At 66.9% G+C, this 18,696-nt stretch carries 18 protein-coding genes and 1 tRNA gene; 12 read left to right on the top strand and 7 right to left on the bottom strand.

The window, feature by feature from the left end; all coding sequences use genetic code 11:
- Positions 1-94: 94 nt before the first annotated feature.
- Positions 95-177 (top strand) — tRNA-Tyr (locus ACQP0C_RS04985).
- Between the two features lie 337 nt (positions 178-514).
- The gene (locus tag ACQP0C_RS04980; protein ID WP_433730984.1) at positions 515-967 is read left to right on the top strand and encodes a MarR family winged helix-turn-helix transcriptional regulator; all 453 of its coding nucleotides are present in this window, start codon (positions 515-517) and stop codon (positions 965-967) included.
- A 44-nt stretch (positions 968-1,011) separates the two neighbouring features.
- Here ACQP0C_RS04980 and htpX read toward each other — a convergent pair whose 3' ends face one another.
- Both htpX and ACQP0C_RS04970 read right to left on the bottom strand, forming a co-directional pair.
- Positions 1,012-1,893 (bottom strand): zinc metalloprotease HtpX, encoded by an 882-nt coding sequence (htpX, locus tag ACQP0C_RS04975; protein WP_433730982.1) that lies wholly within the window; start codon positions 1,891-1,893, stop codon positions 1,012-1,014.
- A gap of 111 nt (positions 1,894-2,004) precedes the next feature.
- Positions 2,005-3,027, bottom strand: a complete 1,023-nt coding sequence (locus tag ACQP0C_RS04970; protein ID WP_433730980.1) for a polyprenyl synthetase family protein — start codon at positions 3,025-3,027, stop codon at positions 2,005-2,007.
- 194 nt (positions 3,028-3,221) lie between these two features.
- Here ACQP0C_RS04970 and ACQP0C_RS04965 point away from each other — a divergent pair, with 194 nt between their 5' ends.
- The 3 genes from ACQP0C_RS04965 (at position 3,222) to ACQP0C_RS04955 (ending at position 5,424) form a co-directional block, all read left to right on the top strand.
- Positions 3,222-4,502 (top strand): geranylgeranyl reductase family protein, encoded by a 1,281-nt coding sequence (locus ACQP0C_RS04965; RefSeq protein WP_433730978.1) that lies wholly within the window; start codon positions 3,222-3,224, stop codon positions 4,500-4,502.
- Position 4,503: 1 nt separating this feature from the next.
- Positions 4,504-4,917, top strand: a complete 414-nt coding sequence (locus ACQP0C_RS04960; protein ID WP_433730976.1) for a helix-turn-helix transcriptional regulator — start codon at positions 4,504-4,506, stop codon at positions 4,915-4,917.
- A 72-nt stretch (positions 4,918-4,989) separates the two neighbouring features.
- Positions 4,990-5,424 (top strand): VOC family protein, encoded by a 435-nt coding sequence (locus tag ACQP0C_RS04955; RefSeq protein WP_433730974.1) that lies wholly within the window; start codon positions 4,990-4,992, stop codon positions 5,422-5,424.
- Between the two features lie 55 nt (positions 5,425-5,479).
- Here ACQP0C_RS04955 and ACQP0C_RS04950 read toward each other — a convergent pair whose 3' ends face one another.
- Complete coding sequence (locus ACQP0C_RS04950) at positions 5,480-5,986, bottom strand: DUF2505 domain-containing protein (RefSeq protein WP_433730972.1); 507 nt, start codon at positions 5,984-5,986, stop codon at positions 5,480-5,482.
- A gap of 39 nt (positions 5,987-6,025) precedes the next feature.
- On the opposite strand from ACQP0C_RS04950, the gene ACQP0C_RS04945 reads away from it, so the two are divergent.
- From ACQP0C_RS04945 to ACQP0C_RS04930, 4 genes are all read left to right on the top strand, one after another.
- Entirely contained in the window at positions 6,026-6,508 is a 483-nt protein-coding gene (locus tag ACQP0C_RS04945; protein ID WP_433730970.1) for a DUF3592 domain-containing protein, read from the top strand.
- A 93-nt stretch (positions 6,509-6,601) separates the two neighbouring features.
- A complete protein-coding gene (locus tag ACQP0C_RS04940) occupies positions 6,602-7,744 on the top strand; it encodes a glycosyltransferase family 4 protein (protein ID WP_433730968.1) in 1,143 nt (380 codons plus the stop codon).
- Positions 7,745-7,918: 174 nt separating this feature from the next.
- Positions 7,919-8,632: a demethylmenaquinone methyltransferase gene (locus ACQP0C_RS04935; protein WP_433730966.1), complete on the top strand. Its 714-nt coding sequence runs from the start codon at positions 7,919-7,921 to the stop codon at positions 8,630-8,632.
- Positions 8,633-8,765: 133 nt separating this feature from the next.
- Complete coding sequence (locus ACQP0C_RS04930) at positions 8,766-13,022, top strand: molybdopterin-dependent oxidoreductase (protein WP_433730964.1); 4,257 nt, start codon at positions 8,766-8,768, stop codon at positions 13,020-13,022.
- 4 nt (positions 13,023-13,026) lie between these two features.
- Here ACQP0C_RS04930 and ACQP0C_RS04925 read toward each other — a convergent pair whose 3' ends face one another.
- A complete protein-coding gene (locus ACQP0C_RS04925) occupies positions 13,027-14,061 on the bottom strand; it encodes an aldo/keto reductase (RefSeq protein WP_433730962.1) in 1,035 nt (344 codons plus the stop codon).
- 82 nt (positions 14,062-14,143) lie between these two features.
- On the opposite strand from ACQP0C_RS04925, the gene ACQP0C_RS04920 reads away from it, so the two are divergent.
- The gene (locus tag ACQP0C_RS04920; protein ID WP_433730960.1) at positions 14,144-14,788 is read left to right on the top strand and encodes a TetR/AcrR family transcriptional regulator C-terminal ligand-binding domain-containing protein; all 645 of its coding nucleotides are present in this window, start codon (positions 14,144-14,146) and stop codon (positions 14,786-14,788) included.
- 114 nt (positions 14,789-14,902) lie between these two features.
- On the opposite strand, the gene ACQP0C_RS04915 is transcribed toward ACQP0C_RS04920, so the two are convergent.
- Entirely contained in the window at positions 14,903-15,478 is a 576-nt protein-coding gene (locus ACQP0C_RS04915) for a TIGR03086 family metal-binding protein (RefSeq protein ID WP_433730958.1), read from the bottom strand.
- Between the two features lie 132 nt (positions 15,479-15,610).
- Here ACQP0C_RS04915 and ACQP0C_RS04910 point away from each other — a divergent pair, with 132 nt between their 5' ends.
- Together ACQP0C_RS04910 and ACQP0C_RS04905 are read left to right on the top strand one after the other, a co-directional pair.
- The gene (locus ACQP0C_RS04910) at positions 15,611-15,847 is read left to right on the top strand and encodes a hypothetical protein (protein WP_354960287.1); all 237 of its coding nucleotides are present in this window, start codon (positions 15,611-15,613) and stop codon (positions 15,845-15,847) included.
- 162 nt (positions 15,848-16,009) lie between these two features.
- A complete protein-coding gene (locus ACQP0C_RS04905) occupies positions 16,010-16,243 on the top strand; it encodes a hypothetical protein (protein ID WP_433730956.1) in 234 nt (77 codons plus the stop codon).
- A 9-nt stretch (positions 16,244-16,252) separates the two neighbouring features.
- Here ACQP0C_RS04905 and menD read toward each other — a convergent pair whose 3' ends face one another.
- Positions 16,253-17,890, bottom strand: coding sequence for a 2-succinyl-5-enolpyruvyl-6-hydroxy-3-cyclohexene-1-carboxylic-acid synthase (gene menD / locus ACQP0C_RS04900; RefSeq protein ID WP_433730954.1), 1,638 nt, complete (start codon positions 17,888-17,890; stop codon positions 16,253-16,255).
- Positions 17,891-18,228: 338 nt separating this feature from the next.
- Positions 18,229-18,672, bottom strand: coding sequence for a DUF6918 family protein (locus ACQP0C_RS04895; protein WP_433730952.1), 444 nt, complete (start codon positions 18,670-18,672; stop codon positions 18,229-18,231).
- Positions 18,673-18,696: the final 24 nt, after the last annotated feature.

The following is an 18,696-nucleotide window of genomic DNA, read 5'->3' as shown; positions in this document are numbered from 1 at the left end:
GCGACCGTAGTCCCGTCGCATGGCCGATGGCCAGCCGGTTTGCATTATGGGTGCGGGTTCGTTGTAAGCTGCACTGCGCGCCGAGAAGCGCGACGGCAGGTTGCCCGAGCGGCCAATGGGAGCAGACTGTAAATCTGTCGGTGAAAGCCTACGTAGGTTCGAATCCTACACCTGCCACCGAAAGCCCCCGCCGATCACAAATGATCGGCGGGGGTTTCTCTTTTTGCCGCACGCGATCAATTCACGAGGGCCGCAAACTATTGCGGTTCATGTTTGCGCGCCGCAGAATGCGATGCGGTGACTGCGCAGAGCGGTTGGCGGGCTCGGGATTTCACTGCATTGAAATCCGATGCCGAGTTCGTCGGTGAATCGGTCATGTCGTGCGTCCTTCCAGATCACCGGGCAGATCTGCGATCGCCGGCACTAGCCTTGCCAGAGAGATCAGATTTTGCTTTGCAAGCAAAATTACTTTGTATGCAAAGGCTATTGGGAGGTCTGGTAGATGTCAACGGACGTGCCCGGCATCGGGGTGGAAGAGGGCGTTCGGAGCCTGCTGCTGCTCATGCCCCGGGTGGTGGGACGAGCCAAGAAAATGCGCGTTCCCGAAGAGCTGCAATCGTTTTCGCTCGCGCCGCGACATCTGTCACTGCTGGCGAATCTGGTGTTCGAGGGGCCGATGACGGTGAACGATCTGGCGGCCCGGCTGGAGGTGGCGCCGACGACGGTCAGCCTGATGGTGGGCGATCTGAGTCGTCAGGGGGTGCTGGAGCGGCGCTCGGATGAAAAAGACCGGCGCCGCACCATCGTTGCCATCGCGGCGGCGCACGAGAAGTCGGTCAACGCCTGGCTCGGCGGCAGTGCGCGGGCCTGGCGGAAGGTGCTCGAACCATTGGATGCCGAGCAGCGGCGGCTGTTCGTGGCGACGCTGCGGGCCTACGAGCAGGAGCTGGCGGCCGAACACGATTGAGCGCCTCGGTATCCGGCGCTCGGGTATCAGTCGTCGCGGGCAGCTCAGTAGCGGCGGGGACCGCCCGCCATTTCCTCCAGCCGGGCGATGCGGTCGGCCATCGGGGGGTGGGTGGAGAACAGGCGGGCCGCGCGCTCACCGGTGCGGAACGGGTTGGCGATCATCAGGTGCGACTGGGCGGTCAGCTGCGGTTCCGGGGGCAGCGGGGCGGCCTGTACGCCGCGTTCCAGCTTGCGCAGGGCCGAGGCCAGGGCCAGCGGGTCGCCGGTCAGCTCGGCGCCGGACTGATCGGCCTGGTACTCACGCGAGCGGGAGACCGCCAATTTGACCAGGGTCGCGGCGATCGGGCCGAGCAGCGTCACCAGGATGACGCCGACGATATTGGGGCCCTCGCCGTCGCGATTGCCGCCGAACATCGATGCGAAGAAGGCCAGGTTGGCCAAGCCGGAGATGACCGCGGCCAGCGCGCCCGCGATCGAGGAGATCAGAATGTCGCGGTTGTAGACATGCGATAGCTCATGGCCGAGGACCGCGCGTAGCTCGCGCTCGTCGAGGATCTGCAGGATGCCGCTGGTACAGCAGACGGCGGCATGGCGCGGACTGCGGCCGGTCGCGAAGGCATTGGGCGCGTTGGTCGGGCTGATGTAGAGCCGTGGCATCGGCTGGCGCGCCGTGGTCGCGAGCTCACGCACGATGCGATAGATGACCGGGGCCTCCAGCTCGCTCACCGGCTGCGCGTGCATGGCCTTGAGCGCGATCTTGTCGCTGTTGAAATAGGCGTAGGCGTTCATACCCACCGCGAGCAGGATCGCCAAGAAGAGAATGGTCGGGCTACGGAACATCGCTCCGGCGAGCACGATCAAGGTCGAGAGGCCGACCATGAGCCCGAACGTCTTCAGCCCATTCGCATACCCGTGCGTGTGCATAGGTCTCCTTGCCCACTCCCCCGTTCGTTGCGTGCCTTACGGCAGATCAACGATAGAGATCACGGGCAAAGTTCCGGGTGTGATCGAGTCCGGCGTGCCGGGCCGCGACCACTAGCCGACGCGCTCGATGGTGTAGCGGACCAGATGCTCCAGGGCGTCATTGGCCGGACCCGAGGGCAGTGCGGAGAGTTCGGCGTGCGCGAGATCGGCGTACCCCTGCAGCTTCTCCTTGGCCAGCACCATGCCGCGGGAGTGGGCGAGCAGGCCGAGCGCCTCTTCGACCTCGGCGTCGGTCTCCAGCGGGTGGGCGAGCAGTTTGCGCAGGCGGTCGCCCTCGGCGCCCTCATCGCGCAGCGCGTACAGCACCGGCAGGGTGTGCACGCCCTCGCGCAGGTCGGTGCCCGGCGTCTTGCCGGACTGTTCGGCGGCCGAGGAGATGTCGATGATGTCGTCGGAGATCTGGAAGGCGGTGCCGACCGCATCGCCGAGCCGGGCCAGCCGTTCCACATGCTCGGTGTCGGCGCCGGAGAAGGTGCCGCCGAAGCGTCCGGCGGCGGCGATCAGCGAGCCGGTCTTCTCCCAGACCACGCGCAGGTAGTGCTCCACCGGATCCTGGGAATCGCGGGCCCCCATGGTTTCCCGCATCTGGCCGGTGACCAGTTCGGCGAAGGTCTCGGCGATGATCCGCACCGCGTCCGGGCCCAGGGTCGAGGTGAGCCGGGACGCGTGCGCGAACAGATAGTCGCCCGCGAGGATGGCGATGCTGTTGCCCCAGCGCGAATTCACGCTCGGGGCGCCGCGGCGCATCGGGGCCTCATCCATCACATCGTCGTGGTAGAGGGTCGCCAGGTGCACCAGTTCGACGACGGTGCCAGCGGTGATCAGGGCCGGATCGGTCGGGCGCGGGCCGAGCTGCCCGGTGAGGATGGTGAACAGCGGTCGGAATCGCTTACCCCCGGCCTTGGCCAGGTGCAGCGCCGCCTCCTGCAGGAACAGCTCGCCGTCGGACAGCTCATCGATCAGCAGTTTCTCGACATCGATGAGTCCGTTGCGCACGGTCGCCGCGAGCTCGGTGTCACCGAGATCGACTCCGGCGACCACCGTGCTCTCATCACTCACAGCCGATGTGCTCATCTCTTCTCCCAGCGCTGCGTCCGACCCCACGGTAGAGAACCTAGCGTGTCCCCGCCGCGCGGCCCATGAACACCGTCACTATGCGGTGTATCAGACACTTTCGCACATGCTTTTCCGAGCTCATCGATCGCATGGTGTGCGGCACAGGCGGGCACCATCGACATGAACCGAACCCTCCTGCAAGTATTGACCGCATGGGTTCACCGGATGTCACACCCGCGGGCGCGGACGGGGAGACGCAGGGCGCGATTCCCACTCACACCGAAGTGCTCGTGATCGGCGCCGGACCGGCCGGTTCCGCCGCGGCCGCATGGGCCGCGCGAGCCGGCCGAGATGTCGTACTCACCGATTCCGCCGTCTTCCCACGGGACAAGACCTGCGGCGATGGACTCACCCCGCGCGCCACCGCCGAATTGGAGAAGCTCGGACTCGGCGCCTGGCTGCGCGCGCACACCGTGAACCACGGCCTGCGGATGACCGGCTTCGGCCGCGAGGCCCTGCTGCCGTGGCCGGGCGGTTCCTTCCCAACGTATGGAAGTGCCGTTCCCCGAACCGAACTCGACGACAAACTGCGTGAGACAGCCGTGAAGTCCGGGGCCAGGATGCTGGACGGCACAAAGGTGATAGATGTCATCCGCGAGGGTGATCGCGTCGCCGGTGTGACGGTGAAGACGGCGGATGGCACCCAGGTGATCGGCTGCAAGACGCTCGTCGTCGCCGACGGGGTGCGCTCCCCGATCGGCAAAATGCTCGGGCGCACCTGGCATCGGCGCTACGCCTACGGCACCGCGGCCCGCGCCTACATCAAATCCGCGCGCAGCGACGACCAGTGGATCACCTCACATCTGGAATTGCGCAATGCCGACGGCGAATTGGTGCCCGGCTACGGCTGGGTGTTCCCGCTCGGCAATGGCGAGGTGAATATCGGTGTCGGATCGCTGGCCACCGAGAAGCGCCCCTCGCATATCGCATTGAAACCGCTGCTGGAGCATTACACCTCGCTGCGCCGCGAGGAGTGGCAGTTCGAGGGTTCGCTGCGCGCGGTCGCATCGGCGCTACTGCCGATGGGTGGTGCAGTGTCGAATATCGCGGGGCGCAACTGGGTGCTGATCGGCGACGCCGCGGGATGTGTGAATCCGCTCAATGGCGAGGGCATCGATTACGGCCTGGAGGGCGGTCACATGCTCGCCGGGCTGCTGGACGAACCGGATCTGACGACGGTGTGGCCGGAACTGTTGCGGGCCCGCTACGGGCGGACCTTCTCGGTGGCGCGGCGGATCGCCGGACTGGCGACCCATCCGCGGATGGTGCCGATGGGCGGGCCGCCGGTCATGCGGTCGAAGTACCTGCAGCGCACTGCGGTTCGGGTGATGGGCAATCTGGTCACCGACGAGGATCTGGATCTGACCGCACGGGCCTGGCGCGCGGCGGGTCGGGCGTCCTACCGCTTCGACGAACTCGCCCCGTTCACCTGAGATGACCGGATTACCTGCGCTCTACCTACTGCCGCACCTGCGGCGGGCGCGGGATCTCGCCGATCGCGACTATGCCGAGCCGTTGAATCTGGACGAATTGGCCACTGCCGCAGGAGTTTCGAAGTATCACTTCCTGCGCGCGTTCGCGGCGGTCTACGGGTTGACGCCCGCGGCATATCTGGCGGAGCGGCGGATCGAGCGGGCACAGGACTATCTGCGGGCCACCAATCTCACCGTGACCGAGGTCTGCATGCTGGTCGGGTACAGCAGTCTTGGATCGTTCAGTAGCAAGTTCCGGCAGCTGGTCGGGGTGACGCCATCGGAGTACCAGGCCAAATTCGCCGATGGGGCGCCGCGGATTCCGGGCTGCTATGTATTCATGCACGGGCTCTCGGACCGCAAGCCGCCGAGTTGAGTCGCCAGTGCTACGCACAGCTCAGCAATTTCGGAGAAGCGGCCGGAGCACCGCGTTTTCTAGCCTTTGGGCATGACTATTACCAACGTTTCCCTGGTCACCGTGTACGTCACCGATCAGGACGCGGCGAAGCAGTGGTACATCGACAAGCTCGGATTCGTTGAGACCAGCGATGTAACCATGGGCGAGAACGGATTCCGCTGGGTCAGCGTCGCACATCCCGATCATCGCGAACTCGAGATCACCCTGATGATTCCGGGACCGCCGCTGGATGACAATCTGGCCGACGCCATCCGCCGGGCACTGGCCAATGGCACCAACGGCGCGCTCGGGTTGAAGACCGATAACTGTCAGAAGACCTTCGAGGAGCTGACCGCCAAGGGCGTGGAATTCATTCAGCCGCCCGCCGACCGCCCCTACGGCACCGAGGCGATCATCCGCGACAACTCCGGCAACTGGTTGGTGCTGGTGGAACCCAAGGAATTCAGTCCGGAGGACTTCGCCTGACCAGCGGCCCGCACACGCCCTGGCCTTCGACCGGGGCGTGTGCCGCGCGGCTGGCTCAGGCGCTGGCCTGGGTGGCGAACCACGCCTCGATATGTTTGCGTTCGCTCTCGAGCACCCGGTGATGCAGTTGTTCGGCGAGCGGTTCGATGGCGCCGCCGACCAGCGGAACCTTCACCTGCACCGTGCCGACGACCTCGATTTCCGACCCCTCGGCGGTCGGGCGGAGTTCGTAGGTGCCCGTCATCTCGCTGGCGATGCCGCCGGTGGCGCCCTCGAAGGTGCCCTTGGCGATCTCGCCGTTCAGCGCCTGCCAGTTGTCGGTCCGCGAGAGCACCAGGTCGCTCTTGAGCACCTTGCGCACTATGCCGGGAACCTTGTCGTTGCTGGCCTTTTCCGTCATATGGATGCGGATGGTGTCCGCGCCGTCGGGGTGCGATAGGTCGACTACGGCGGATTCGGCACCCGCGAACCGGGACCGCCAGACTTCGTCGTTGGTGAGTGCCCGGTGGAGATCTTCGACCGGTACGGCGTAGGGCACGGTGAAGCTGAATTTTCGGGACATGGGCGCCACGCTAGCGGAGGCGGCAAGTAGCCTGTTGGAGTGTCGGAAACCAGCCAGTCTGCAAGGCGGTCGAACCGCCTGCGGCGGGCCAGGATCGGTGTCCTGACAGCGGCGATAGTGATCAGCACGCTGGTCGGGCTCTTGGTGCTCGCCGCCTGGCGCAATGACTATCTGATCAGCTCCGACAAGGGTGTGACCTCCGCCGAGGTGCTCTCGGCCGGGCGGTTGCGCTCGGCGGTCACCTATGTGACGCCCGACGGCAAGACGCACAATCCGAAGGTCGGCGTGCTGTATCCGACCAATCTCACCGCGGGTGAGCGGATCAATGTGGAGTACAGCCGCAGCGATCCGGATCTGGTGCGGGTGGCCGGGCGTGATGTGCGGGTCGCGATTCAGCCCGCACTGTCGGTGATCGTGGTGGTGTGGGGTGTCGCGCTGCCAACGATGTGGATTCTGGCCCGGTCCCGGCGCCGCACGCCGGGACCCGCCGACGGCGCGCGCGCCGCCGCGAGCGCCACCTGAGCCGGACCCGGCACCCCGACAGTTCGCCGGATCTTTGCGTACCGGTCACGTCGACGTGACGGCGCGGCGCGGTGCGCGAGTCAGTCTGACAGGGTGCGCGTAGCCATCGTTTCGGAGTCGTTCCTGCCGAATATGAACGGCGTCGTCAATTCCGTGCTCCGGGTGCTGGATCACCTGGACCAACACGGTCACGAGGCATTGGTGATCGCGCCGGATACGCCGCGCGGGCTGCCCGCCGCCGCGGACGACCACAGCCGGTTCCCGGTGTATCGGGTGCCCGCGGTGATGGTGCCGAAGGTCAGTTCGTTGCCGGTCGGCCTGCCGCAGCCCGGAATCACCGCCGTGATCGATGAGTTCGACGCCGATGTGGTGCATCTGGCCTCGCCGTTCCTGCTCGGCGCCGGTGGGCTCGGCGCCGCCATGCGGTTGGACCTGCCGTCGGTGGCCATCTATCAGACCGATGTCGCCGGATTCGCGAAGAGCTATGGGCTCGGGCTGGCCAGTCGGGCGGCCTGGGCATGGACGCGGCGCATCCACGAGGGCGCGACGCGGACATTGGCGCCATCGCGCGCGGCCGCCGAGGATTTGGCGCGGCACGGTATTCCGCGGGTGCACCGCTGGGGGCGCGGGGTCGATATCGCCCGGTTCACGCCATCGGCGAAACGACCGGAACTGCGGGCCTCCTGGTTGCGTGGGCAGGACAGGCTGCTCGTCGGTTTCGTCGGTCGGCTGGCTCCGGAGAAGCATGTGGAGCGCCTCGCGGTGCTGGCGAGCGATCCGAAGATCCAGCTGGTGATCGTCGGGGACGGGCCGGAACGCGCCCGGTTGGCGCGGATGATGCCCACCGCGGTGTTCACCGGTGAGCTCGGCGGTGCCGAGCTGGCGCAGGCCTACGCGAGTCTGGATGTGATGGTGCACGCGGGCGAGCACGAGACGTTCTGTCAGGGTGTGCAGGAGGCGCTGGCCGCCGGGGTTCCGGTGATCGGGCCCGATGCGGGCGGACCGCGCGACCTGATCGCGCACTGCCGCAACGGCTACCTACTACCCGTGGACCGCTTCTCCGAACTGCTGCCCAGTGCGGTTGCGGCGCTTCGCGATCCGGTAACCAGGGCGCGGTTCGCCAGTGCCGCGCGCAAGTCGGTGCTGCATCGGACCTGGCCCGCCATCTGCACCGAGTTGATGGGGCACTACGCCGATGTCACCGGTATTCGGATGCAACTGCCGCACACCGCCTGACGGCGCGAATCTCGGCTCCGTCATGTGAGTTTCGCGACGTCGTGGTTCCCATTCGCGCCAGGCGGCGCGCGTGACCATGCGAAAACCGCGCATACAGCGGTGATCGAAACTGTCTGGGCCAGTTGAGTGTGAGGGTTCTCGTGGGTCGGCTGGTACGCGCGGTAGGTTCAGGGTGTGGCGAAAACAGAGCAGCGGGAATCGGTTCGAGCCTCGCTGGACAAGCAGCCGCACGAGGTCGCGTCGATGTTCGACGGGGTCGCGAAGCGGTACGACCTGACCAATACCGTCATTTCGTTGGGACAGGACCGATATTGGCGCTGGGCGGTGCGCAAGGCGCTGGCACCGCGACCCGGTGAGCGGGTGCTCGATCTCGCCGCTGGCACCGGGATTTCCACGCTCGACCTGGCGAAGTCCGGCGCGTGGTGTCTGGCCGCCGACTTCTCGCTCGGCATGCTCGCCGCGGGCAAGTTCCGCAATGTGCCGATGGTGGCGGCCGACGCGACCGCGCTGCCCTTCGCCGACAATTCGTTCGATGCGGTGACCATCTCCTATGGCCTGCGCAATATCTCCGAGACCGATCAGGCGCTGCGCGAGATGCTGCGGGTCACCAAGCCGGGCGGGCGGTTGGTGGTCTGCGAGTTCTCCACACCGGTGGTGCCGGTTTTCAGCACCATCTACATGGAGTATTTGATGAAGGCGCTGCCGAAGGTGGCGCGGGCGGTCAGCAGCAATCCGGACGCCTATGTCTATCTCGCCGAATCCGTGCGCGCCTGGCCGAATCAGCGGCAGTTGGCGATGCGGATCGCGGATGTGGGTTGGTCGTCGGTGAAGTGGCGGAATCTGACGGGCGGGATCGTCGCGCTGCATCGCGGCTACAAATTGGGCTAACGTCCTGGTCACGGGATATTTCTGTGGTGTGCGCCACAGCTCACCGACGACTTTTGTGCCGGTGAGGTTATTTGTCACCTCCCGATAACGTTGGGTAAATCCGGCGCAATCGGCGATCAGCATGATCGGTGGCATGACCGATGCAGCCTCCGACGGCACGAGCACCGCCAGAACGGCATGCTCGTACTGCGGCGTCGGCTGCGGTATCACCGTCGAGACGCGTGCGGGCGCCGATGGTGCGCCGGTCATCGCCAAGGTGCGCGGTGACAAGCTGCATCCGACGAATGCGGGCAGGCTGTGCACCAAGGGCGCCACCCATCTGGAGTTGATGCGGGTGCCGGGGCGGATGGAGACCGCGTACCGGCGGCCCCAGCGCGGCCAGGTGCCGGTGCCGTTGCCCGTCGATGAGGCGGTGCACGAGGCGGCGACCCGGCTGCGGGCGATTCTGGACGAGCACGGACCGGATGCGATCGCGCTGTACGTCTCTGGACAGATGTCGCTGGAGGCGCAGTACCTGGCGAACAAGTTGGCCAAGGGCTATCTGCGGACCAAGCACATCGAGGCCAATTCCCGATTGTGTATGGCCAGCGCCGGGACCGGCTATAAGCAGTCGCTCGGTGCGGACGGGCCGCCCGGATCCTATGACGACTTCGAGCACGCCGATCTGTTCTTCGTGATCGGCGCGAATATGGCCGACTGCCACCCGATTCTCTATCTGCGCATGGTCGACCGGGTCAAGGATGGCGCGAAGCTGATCGTGGTGGATCCGCGGCGCACCGATACGGCGGCGCGCGCGGATCTGTTCCTGCAGATCGCACCGGGCACCGATCTCGCGCTGTTGAACGGGCTGCTGCACCTGCTCGTCGAAAACGGTGATATCGATGCGGATTTCATCGCCGAGCACACCGAGGGGTGGACGGCGATGCCCGAATTCCTTGCCGACTATCCACCGGACAAGGTCGCCGAGATCACCGGACTGGCCGAGCAGGATATCCGCACGGCCGCGCGTTGGATCGGCGAAGCGGGGGAATGGATGTCGCTGTGGACCATGGGGCTCAACCAGTCCACCCACGGCACCTGGAACACCAACGCGATCTGCAATCTGCACCTGGCCACCGGCGCCATCTGCCGTCCCGGCAGTGGGCCGTTCTCGCTGACGGGCCAGCCCAATGCCATGGGCGGACGCGAAATGGGTTATATGGGTCCGGGACTGCCCGGCCAGCGCAGCCTGCTCTCCCCCGCCGACCGCACCTTCGTGGAGGCCGCCTGGGGTGTCGAGCCCGGCACGCTGCGCGACGAGGCCGGTCCCGGCACCATCGAGATGTTCCGTGCGTTGTCCGATGGGCAGATCAAGGCGGCCTGGATCATCTGCACCAATCCCGTTGCCACCGTGGCCAATCGGAAGACGGTCATCGGCGGTCTCGAGGCAGCCGAGCTGGTGATCGTGCAGGACGCCTACACCGAGACCGCAACAAACGCCTATGCGGACCTGCTGCTGCCCGCCACGCTGTGGGCCGAGGCCGATGCGGTGATGGTGAATTCGGAGCGCAATGTCACGCTATTGCAGCGCTCGGTCGATCCGATCGGCGAAGCGCGCCCGGACTGGCTGCTGATCGCGCAGGTCGCCACGGCAATGGGCTTCGAGGGGTTCGAATACACCTCCGGTGCGGAGGTTTTCGACGAGATCAAGCAGTTCGCCAATCCGGCCACCGGATACGACCTGCGTGGTATGAGCTATGACCGGTTGCGCGAAGGGCCGATGCAGTGGCCGTGTGCCGAGCCCGATCGCGCACGCAATCCGATCCGCTATCTCAATGACGGTGTCAGTCAGGAGCCTTTCATCGACGACGCCGGACATCAGCCCCGGCTGGCCTTCGCGACACCGAGCCGTCGTGCGGTGTTCTGGCCGCGCCCGCATATGGCGCCGGAGGAGATGCCCGATGACGACTACCCGTTCGTATTGAACACCGGTCGACTGCAGCATCAGTGGCACACCATGACCAAGACCGGCAAGATCGACAAGCTGACGAAATTGACCGGGCAGCCGTTCGTCGAGGTGCATCCCGCCGATGCCCAGCGGCTCGGGGTCGAGGCGGGCGATCAGCTCGAAATCGCCTCGCGGCGCGGACGAGCGGTGCTGTCGGCGCAGGTCAGCGACCGGGTGCGGCCCGGTGATTGCTTCGCACCATTCCATTGGAATGACGAGCAGGGCGAGTATCTGACGATCAATGCGGTGACCAATGACGCGGTGGATGCGGCCTCGCTGCAGCCCGAGTACAAGGCGTGCGCGGTGTCATTGCGGCGGGTCGCGGCGGTGCCGCAGCCGCAAGCACCCGCCGGAGTAGCGGACTCTTCGACACAGCCGTTGAGCGAACCAGCCGCACCGGGAGCAATCGCTGTCAATGGCTCGCCGGACGCGCATCCGCTGGCGGTCATGCTCGGGCTCGATGCGGGCATTGCCCCGACACTGAGCGAGACCGAGCGCATCTATCTCACCGGATATCTCTCGGCGTTGCAGTCCATTCCGGTGACCGGGCAGCCGGTGCTGCCCGCGTCCGCGCCGATCGCCCAGCACAGCCGGTTGTGGATCGATGGGCTGCTGGCGGGCATGTACTCGCGCAGTGCCGCATCGCCGACCCCATCGGCGCCCGCCGACGATACTCCGGACGAGCCACCGGCCCGCCCCATCACCGTGCTGTGGGCGTCCCAGACCGGCACCGCCGAGGAACTGGCCGTTACGGCCGCCGCGCGCCTGGCCGAATGCGGTTACACCCCACGGCTGCTCGATATGGACTCGTGCGAACTCGACGAGCTCACCGGCGATGTGCTGGTGATCAGCAGCACCTTCGGCGACGGCGGTCCGCCGGATAACGGAACCGACTTCTGGGAACGCCTGAACGACAGCGTGATCCGATTGACCGGCATGCAGTACGCGGTCTTCGCGCTCGGCGACTCCTCCTATGACGACTTCTGCGGCCACGGCCGCAAACTGGACACGAAGCTGACCGAACGCGGGGCCACCCGACTGCTGGCGCGCGTCGACAGCGAACCCGATTACGAGGAATCGGCGGCGCGCTGGCTCGACGAGGTGCTCACCGCACTCGACGGCGGTCGGGAAACCGGCGCGTCCGAGGCGAGTTCGTCCGGTGCCGACGGAACTCGGATGCCGATGCGTCCCACCGGTGGCACTGCCACGTTGGTACTGCCCCGCACCGCTCCGGCCCTGGGCCGGACTCAGAGCTCGGGCCCCGCGTCGTTCACCCGCAACGCGCCGGTGACCGCACCGCTGGTGCGCAATGAGCCGCTATCACATACCGGATCGCCGAAGGAAGTGCGCCAGTTCGGATTCGACCTGCACGGGCTGGAAGCGTCCTACGAGGTCGGCGATTCGCTCGGGGTATGGCCCGCGAATTGCGGCTCGCTGGTGACCGAATGGCTCGGTGCCACCGGATTGGACGGCCGCCGGGTCATCGAGGTCGACGACCAGGAACTGCCGCTGGGCCAGGCGCTGCGTACCCGCTATGACATAACGAAGGTCAGCCACGATCTACTCACCTTCATCGCCGAACGCAATCCGAACAACCGGCTGGCGAAACTGCTGCGCCGCGATAATCGCAATGAACTCGACAACTACCTGTGGGACCGACAGGCCGTCGATGTGCTGCGCGACTTCCCGGTGCGGGCCGATCTCGTCGAATGGCTCGGCACGCTGAAAAAGCTGCAACCGCGCCAGTATTCGATATCGTCGAGCCCGCTGGTCAGTCCCGATGAGGTGCAGCTCACCGTCGGGATCGTCCGCTACGGCGATCCGGCGGCGATCGGCTCGGCGGCGCGCCGCGGTGGGGTGTGCTCGACCTTCCTCGCCGACCGCGCCGACGCCGATGCGGCGGCGGTGCCGATCTTCCTGCAGCGCGCACCGCATTTCCGGCCGCCGCTGGATCCGACGGCACCGATGATCATGGTCGGTCCCGGTACCGGTATCGCGCCCTTCCGCGGCTTCCTCCAGGAGCGCCGCGCCCTCGGATGTTCCGGGCGCAACTGGCTGTTCTTCGGCGATCAGCATGCCGCCCAGAACTTCTACTACCGTGCCGAATTGGAAGACATGTTCCGCTCCGGCTTCCTCACCCGCCTCGATCTGGCCTTCTCCCGCGACCAGCGCGAGCGAATCTACGTGCAGCACCGCATGATCGAACACGGTGCGGAGCTGTGGTCCTGGCTGCGCGACGGCGCGTACTTCTATGTGTGCGGCGACGCCGCGCGGATGGCCAAGGATGTGGACGACACCCTGCTCACCATTGCCAGGATCCACGGCAAGCTCGACGAGGACGGTGCGCTGGCGTTCAAGAAACAGTTGGTCGCCGAGAAGCGCTACGTCCGCGACGTCTACTGATCCCCTATACCGCGGGCGGATTCAGGCGGGCGAAGTCGGGCAGCCGGTAGTAGGGGTAGTACGGGTACGGCGGCGTGACGGCGCTGGCCTTGTCGAGGCGGGCCATCTGGTCGGCGTCGAGTTCCCAGCCGATCGCGCCGAGGTTCTGGCGCAGCTGCTCCTCGTTGCGCGCGCCGACGATGACCGTCGAAACCGTGGGGCGGCGCAGGAGCCAGTTGAGGGCGATCTGCGGGACGGTCTTTCCGGTCTCGGCGGCGAGTTCGTCGAGGATATCGACCACGTCGTAGAGCCTCTCGTCATCGACCGGTGGGCCCGCCGCGGCGGTCTGGTGCAGGCGGCTGCCCGCCGGAAGCGGCTGGCCACGGCGGATTTTCCCGGTCAGGCGGCCCCAGCCGAGCGGGCTCCACACCACCGCGCCCACGCCCTGATCCCGACCGAGCGGCATCAGCTCCCACTCGTAGTCGCGGCCGACGAGCGAGTAGTAGACCTGATGGGCCACATAGCGGGTCAGGCCGTGCCGGTCCGCCGCGGCGAGGGATTTCATCAGCTGCCAGCCCGCGAAGTTGGAGGCTCCCAGATAGCGGATCTTGCCCGCGCGCACCAGATCGTCCAGTGCCGCGAGAACCTCCTCGACCGGGGTGTGTGCGTCGAAGGCGTGCAGCTGGAACAGGTCGATGTAGTCGGTGCCGAGCCTGCGCAGTGAACCCTCGACGGCCTTGATGAGCCGCGCACGTCCGGAGCCCGCCTCGAACGGCGCCGGACCGGTCGGCAGGCTCGCCTTGGTGGACAGCAGCAGCCGATCGCGCCTGCCCTCGATGGCCGCGCCGAGCACTTCCTCGGAGGCGCCGTCGGAATAGACATCGGCCGTATCGAACAGGGTGACGCCCGCGTCCAGGCTGATATCGACCAGGCGACGGGCCTGCTCCGCATCGGTATCACCCCATGCGCTGAACAGTTCCCCGCGCCCGCCGAAGGTGCCCGCGCCGAAGCTCAGGGCCGGGACGTGCAGACCTGACGCGCCGAGCCGCCGGTACTCCATGATGACTCCTAAAGGGTCTATAGTTCCGTTAACACGGTCGAACCTACACCCATTGCGCCATAAATGAAACTGGAGTTCCGTTATGCCGTCCGACAATGCCACCCCCGGCTCGGTCCGCCCAGGTGGGCGCACCGCCCGCGTCCGCGAGGCGGTCTTGCAGGCCGCGGGCGATCTGCTCGCCGAACGCGGTTTCGCGCACCTGGATCTGACCGAGGTCGCGGCACGCGCGGAGGTCGGCAAGACCACGGCATACCGACGCTGGCGCAACTCCACCGGACTGGTCGCCGATCTACTCGTCGATATGGCCGAACAGTCGCTGCCGCACGCCGACACCGGCTCGCTACTCGGCGATCTCACCGCCAATGCCCGCCTGGTCGCCAAAACCCTCACCGACCCACGCCAGGGCAGGCTCTTCCAAGCGGTCATCGCCGCGGCCACCTGCGATGAGACGGCCGCCGCCGCACTGCGCCGCTTCTACGACATCCGCCTCACCGAATGGTCGCCCTGCATCGATGCCGCCATCGCACGAGGCGAAATCCCGGACGGAACCGACGCCCGCGCCGTACTCACCGCGGTCTCGGCCCCGCTCTACTACCGCCTGCTCGCCAGCGGCGACCCGATCGATGACGAAGCCGCCAGCACCGCCGCCGCGGCGGCCGCCCAGGCGGCCGCCGCGGGCATCTTTACGAAAGACGCGAAAACGCCAACTGCACCTGAGGACTCATGAAGCCAGCGCGGTGGGCATTACGACCGTCCCGGCTCACCGCGACAGAGACCGGCTCTGCCCCGCACCGAAAGGATCAGCTCGAACTCGCGGCGGCGCCGGCGATGCCGCAGGCGATCAGCGAGTCCAGGCCGGATCGCGACCGGTGAGTCCGATGACTCGATCCAGTTCCGGCGGTGTCGGGCACCGGCACGACGGGGCCGAACATGCCCGGTGCGCCTTCGGCCGGTGTGTTACTGAGGAATTCGAGCAGAACCGATAGATGGATGGATCGGCGGCCGGTCGCTGACCGGTTGCCAGGGCGAGATCCCAACTGTGCACGACGGTTTCGTTGAGTGCGGTCGTCGCCATCACCACCGCCGGAGCCGATACACCGCCCGCCTCGGTCGCACCGTTCCAGGCCGCCGGATCCCGCCAGGCCTCGACCAGCGCCTTCAGCTGGGCCGGGATGCGCGCACGCCAGTCGTCGGGCAGCGCGGTCTCCGGGCCGACCGCGGGCGGGACCGAACGGCCGACCGCCTCCTTGGTCGCGGCCTGCCGAGAAGCCTCGGTGAGCATGATGACGTGGGCGAGCAGATCACGCACGGAGGTATCGGCGCAGGGTGTCGGTGCCGTGAGCTGTTCATCGGCAATTGCGCCGACCACCGCCGCCATGGCGGTCGCGGCCGGTTCGAGATCGAAAATCGGGTGCATCGGGGCCTCCTCGCGCTGGACCGCGGCCGAGCCGATCCCGCGCCGGGCGTGAGCCTCCTCGCGGCTCCTACCGCACCCCATCGCAACCAAGTCGTAGCGGCGAAAAGTGCTGGAAAAGCGGAGAATTGGTAGATGAAGGGCGATCGGGTGGAGATCGTCGTCGACTTCGGCGACGAGTCTCGCAGTTATGAAGTGGCCGCAACGCGTGCGGGGCGCAAGGTCGAGGTCCGCATCGCGCGGGGCGTGGTGGAAGTCAGCGAGGTGACGCGCACCGGAGTCCCGGTGCGTACCGCGCGGTTCCTGGCCGGGCGCACACTGGCGCTGGTCGAACATCCCGCGAACGGGTCTGGTCCGGTCGAGGGCGAGTGAGGCGACCCGAGTAGCGGATGGGTTGCCGTGCGGCCGAACTAGGAGCATTCTCAACAGTGTTGGACTGATGTCCGCTCGCGCTGCGATTCCCGCAGCACCTGGTTTTCCCCCGGCAGATAATCGGGTACCCGGCCGCAGAGCACGCGCGGAGAGGAGTGAACGATGACCGATCCCAGCACATCCCGCACGCTGGACGAGGTTGGCGAGGCCGACTACGTCGAGCAGTCCGTCGTCGCCTATCCCGACTACGACGATGACAGGGCGGATATCAGCAGCGAACGCGATCTGGTGGCCGCGGTCGACCGGGACGCCTTCAGCGCCGATCCGGCCGATGTGGTGGAGCAGTCGATCGCCGTTCCGCTCGATGACGATCACGAACCGGGTCCGGCGTACTGAGCTCTCGGCTCACGGCGCGATCTTGGCCCGGACCGTCGCGTGCAACTCACGCAGGCTGGAGCGCTCGGTCGCCACTTCGAGTACGCGCAGACCGTGCGCATGCCCCGCCAATTCGGCCGCCAAGTGCTCCGGATCGACCTGCTTGTGCGGGATCCGATAGGCGGCGCACAACGCGGCCAGATCCATCCCGTGCGGGGTGCCGAAGACGCGCTCGAAGACACCGGCGTACTGCGGGTCGCCCTGTTCGAGGAGTTCGAAGATGCCGCCGCCGTCGTCATTGGCGACCACGATGGTCAGATCGGCGGGCCGGGGTTCGCCGCGGCCGATGAGCAGGCCGGAGGCGTCGTGCAGGAAGGTGAGGTCACCGATCAGCGCGATGGTGCGACCGGTGTGGTGCAGTGCCGCGCCGACGGCCGTGGAGACGGTGCCGTCGATACCCGCGACGCCGCGATTGGACAGCACCCGGATACCGGGGCGCGGATGCGAGACCAGGGCCGCGTCACGCACCGGATTGGATGCGCCGAGCAGCAGCTGGTCACCCTCGCGCAGTGCGTCCATCACCACACCCGCGACATGTAGGCCGGTCGGCTTCGGATGCTTGGCGAGTTCCGCGCGGACCACCCGATCGGCCTTCGCGTTCAATTCCCGGCAGTACGCCAGCCATTCGGCGCGCGGCGCACCCGAGATGATCGCTCTGGTTCCGGTGCCGACCACATTGCCGGAGACATCGGGCCAGCGCGGACCGGTGGTGAGCGCGTAGACGGTGATGGACGGGTCGGCGAGCACCTTCGCGACCTGACGATGCAGCGTCGGCCGCCCGGTGATGATCGCCTGGCGCGGCTTCAGCAGCGGCAATGCCAGCGGATGCAGGGCCGGGCCGTGCATCGGAGCGGTGGGTTCGGCGACCGTCGGCAGCTCGGCCAGTTCCGGACGCAATCCGGCGCCGTGGCCGGAGATGACGACCGTATCGGGCGTGAGATCGAGTTCGAGTGGGACATCGAGCGTCGCGTACTGGGTCGACGTCCACGCGGCACCACCGACGCGCCCCTGCGGCGCCGATTCACCCGGCGCGTGATCCGGGACCAGCGGCTCGCGCAGTGGAATATCGAAATGCACCGGCCCGGCATTGCCGGAGCGGGTGCCGCGGGCCGCGGCCAGCACCCGGCAGACGGCCGAACGCCACTGGCTGTTCTGCTGGCTGTAGGGCGCACCGTCCCCGCACTCCTGCTCGGCGAGTCCGAGGCTGATCGAGGCACGCACCTGGCTGCCGAACAGACCGAACTGCTCCACGGTCTGATTGGCGCCGGAGCCGAGCATCTCGTAGGGCCGGTTGGCACTGAGCACCACCAGCGGAACCCGGGCGTAGTTCGCCTCCAGCACCGCGGGACCGAGATTGGCGACGGCGGTTCCCGAGGTCATGACGACCGGTACCGGCAGTCGGCTGGCAATCGCGAGCCCGATGGCCAGAAAGCCAGCGGTCCGCTCGTCGATGCGCATGTGCAGCCGTAGCTTGCCCGCCGCATCGGCCGCCTGGAGGGCGAATGCCAGCGGCGCGTTCCTGGACCCAGGACACAGAACGACGTCTCGCACACCCCCGCGCGCGAGTTCGTCAACGACCACCTGCGCCTGTGCTGTAGACGGATTCACGCCTCCAGCCTCTCAGACAGTTGCTCCGACGTCTTCGTCACCCTGCTCACAAACAGGTGTTCGAGTGGGAATTTGCCGCCCGCGCCCACCACCGGACGCGGGCGGCCGGTATGCGCCGCACATCGAAATCCCGCCTCGCCGAAGCGGATTTGAGATGCGGCGCAAGGATCACCGCCCTACCGACCACTGCGGAGCGAGTCTTACGAGCGAGGAGTTCGCGGCCCGTCTCGCGGCCGAGTAGTCGAAGCGCATGCGCCGAAGGCGCGAGTCTCGACTGCTCGGACGCGAGACACCAGGGGGCCGCGAACACGCAGCGCCGCAGGCGCTGCAAATCGAACTCAAGCGTGGCGCTGCACGAGGTCGCCGAGGCGCGGCAACGCCTCGATGACGTTCTTCTTGGCCGAGGAACGCATCGACGAGTAGACCTTCTGCAGCGCCGGACGCGTCGAGGCCTCGGCACGCGCGTCGGTCACCGCGAGCAATGCCTCGGCGACCTCATCGGACTTGGCGACCAGCAGGTCGGCGAAACTGCCGGATCCCGTGGCCGTGTATTCCTGCCAGAAGGGCTCCAGCTGGGATACCAGCTTGGGCGCCAACGACTCCAGCGCATCGGGCACGATGTTGGGGCTGATCTTCTTGATCGCCGCGTACCCACCCTTGACCGCAAGGCCAGACGCACCACCCTTGTCCGACACCTCGGCGTCCAGAACCTCCTTGGCATCGGCAAGGAAGGCCGTGCGCTTAGCGTCGTCGAGCAGGGATTCAGACAGTGCTGCAACCACTTTCAGGTTCCTCCGGGATCGATG

Origin of the sequence: Nocardia sp. CA-129566 (assembly GCF_050956075.1) — a bacterium.
Classification (GTDB): Bacteria; Actinomycetota; Actinomycetes; order Mycobacteriales; family Mycobacteriaceae; genus Nocardia.
This window is presented reverse-complemented; position numbering and strand designations above follow the sequence as displayed.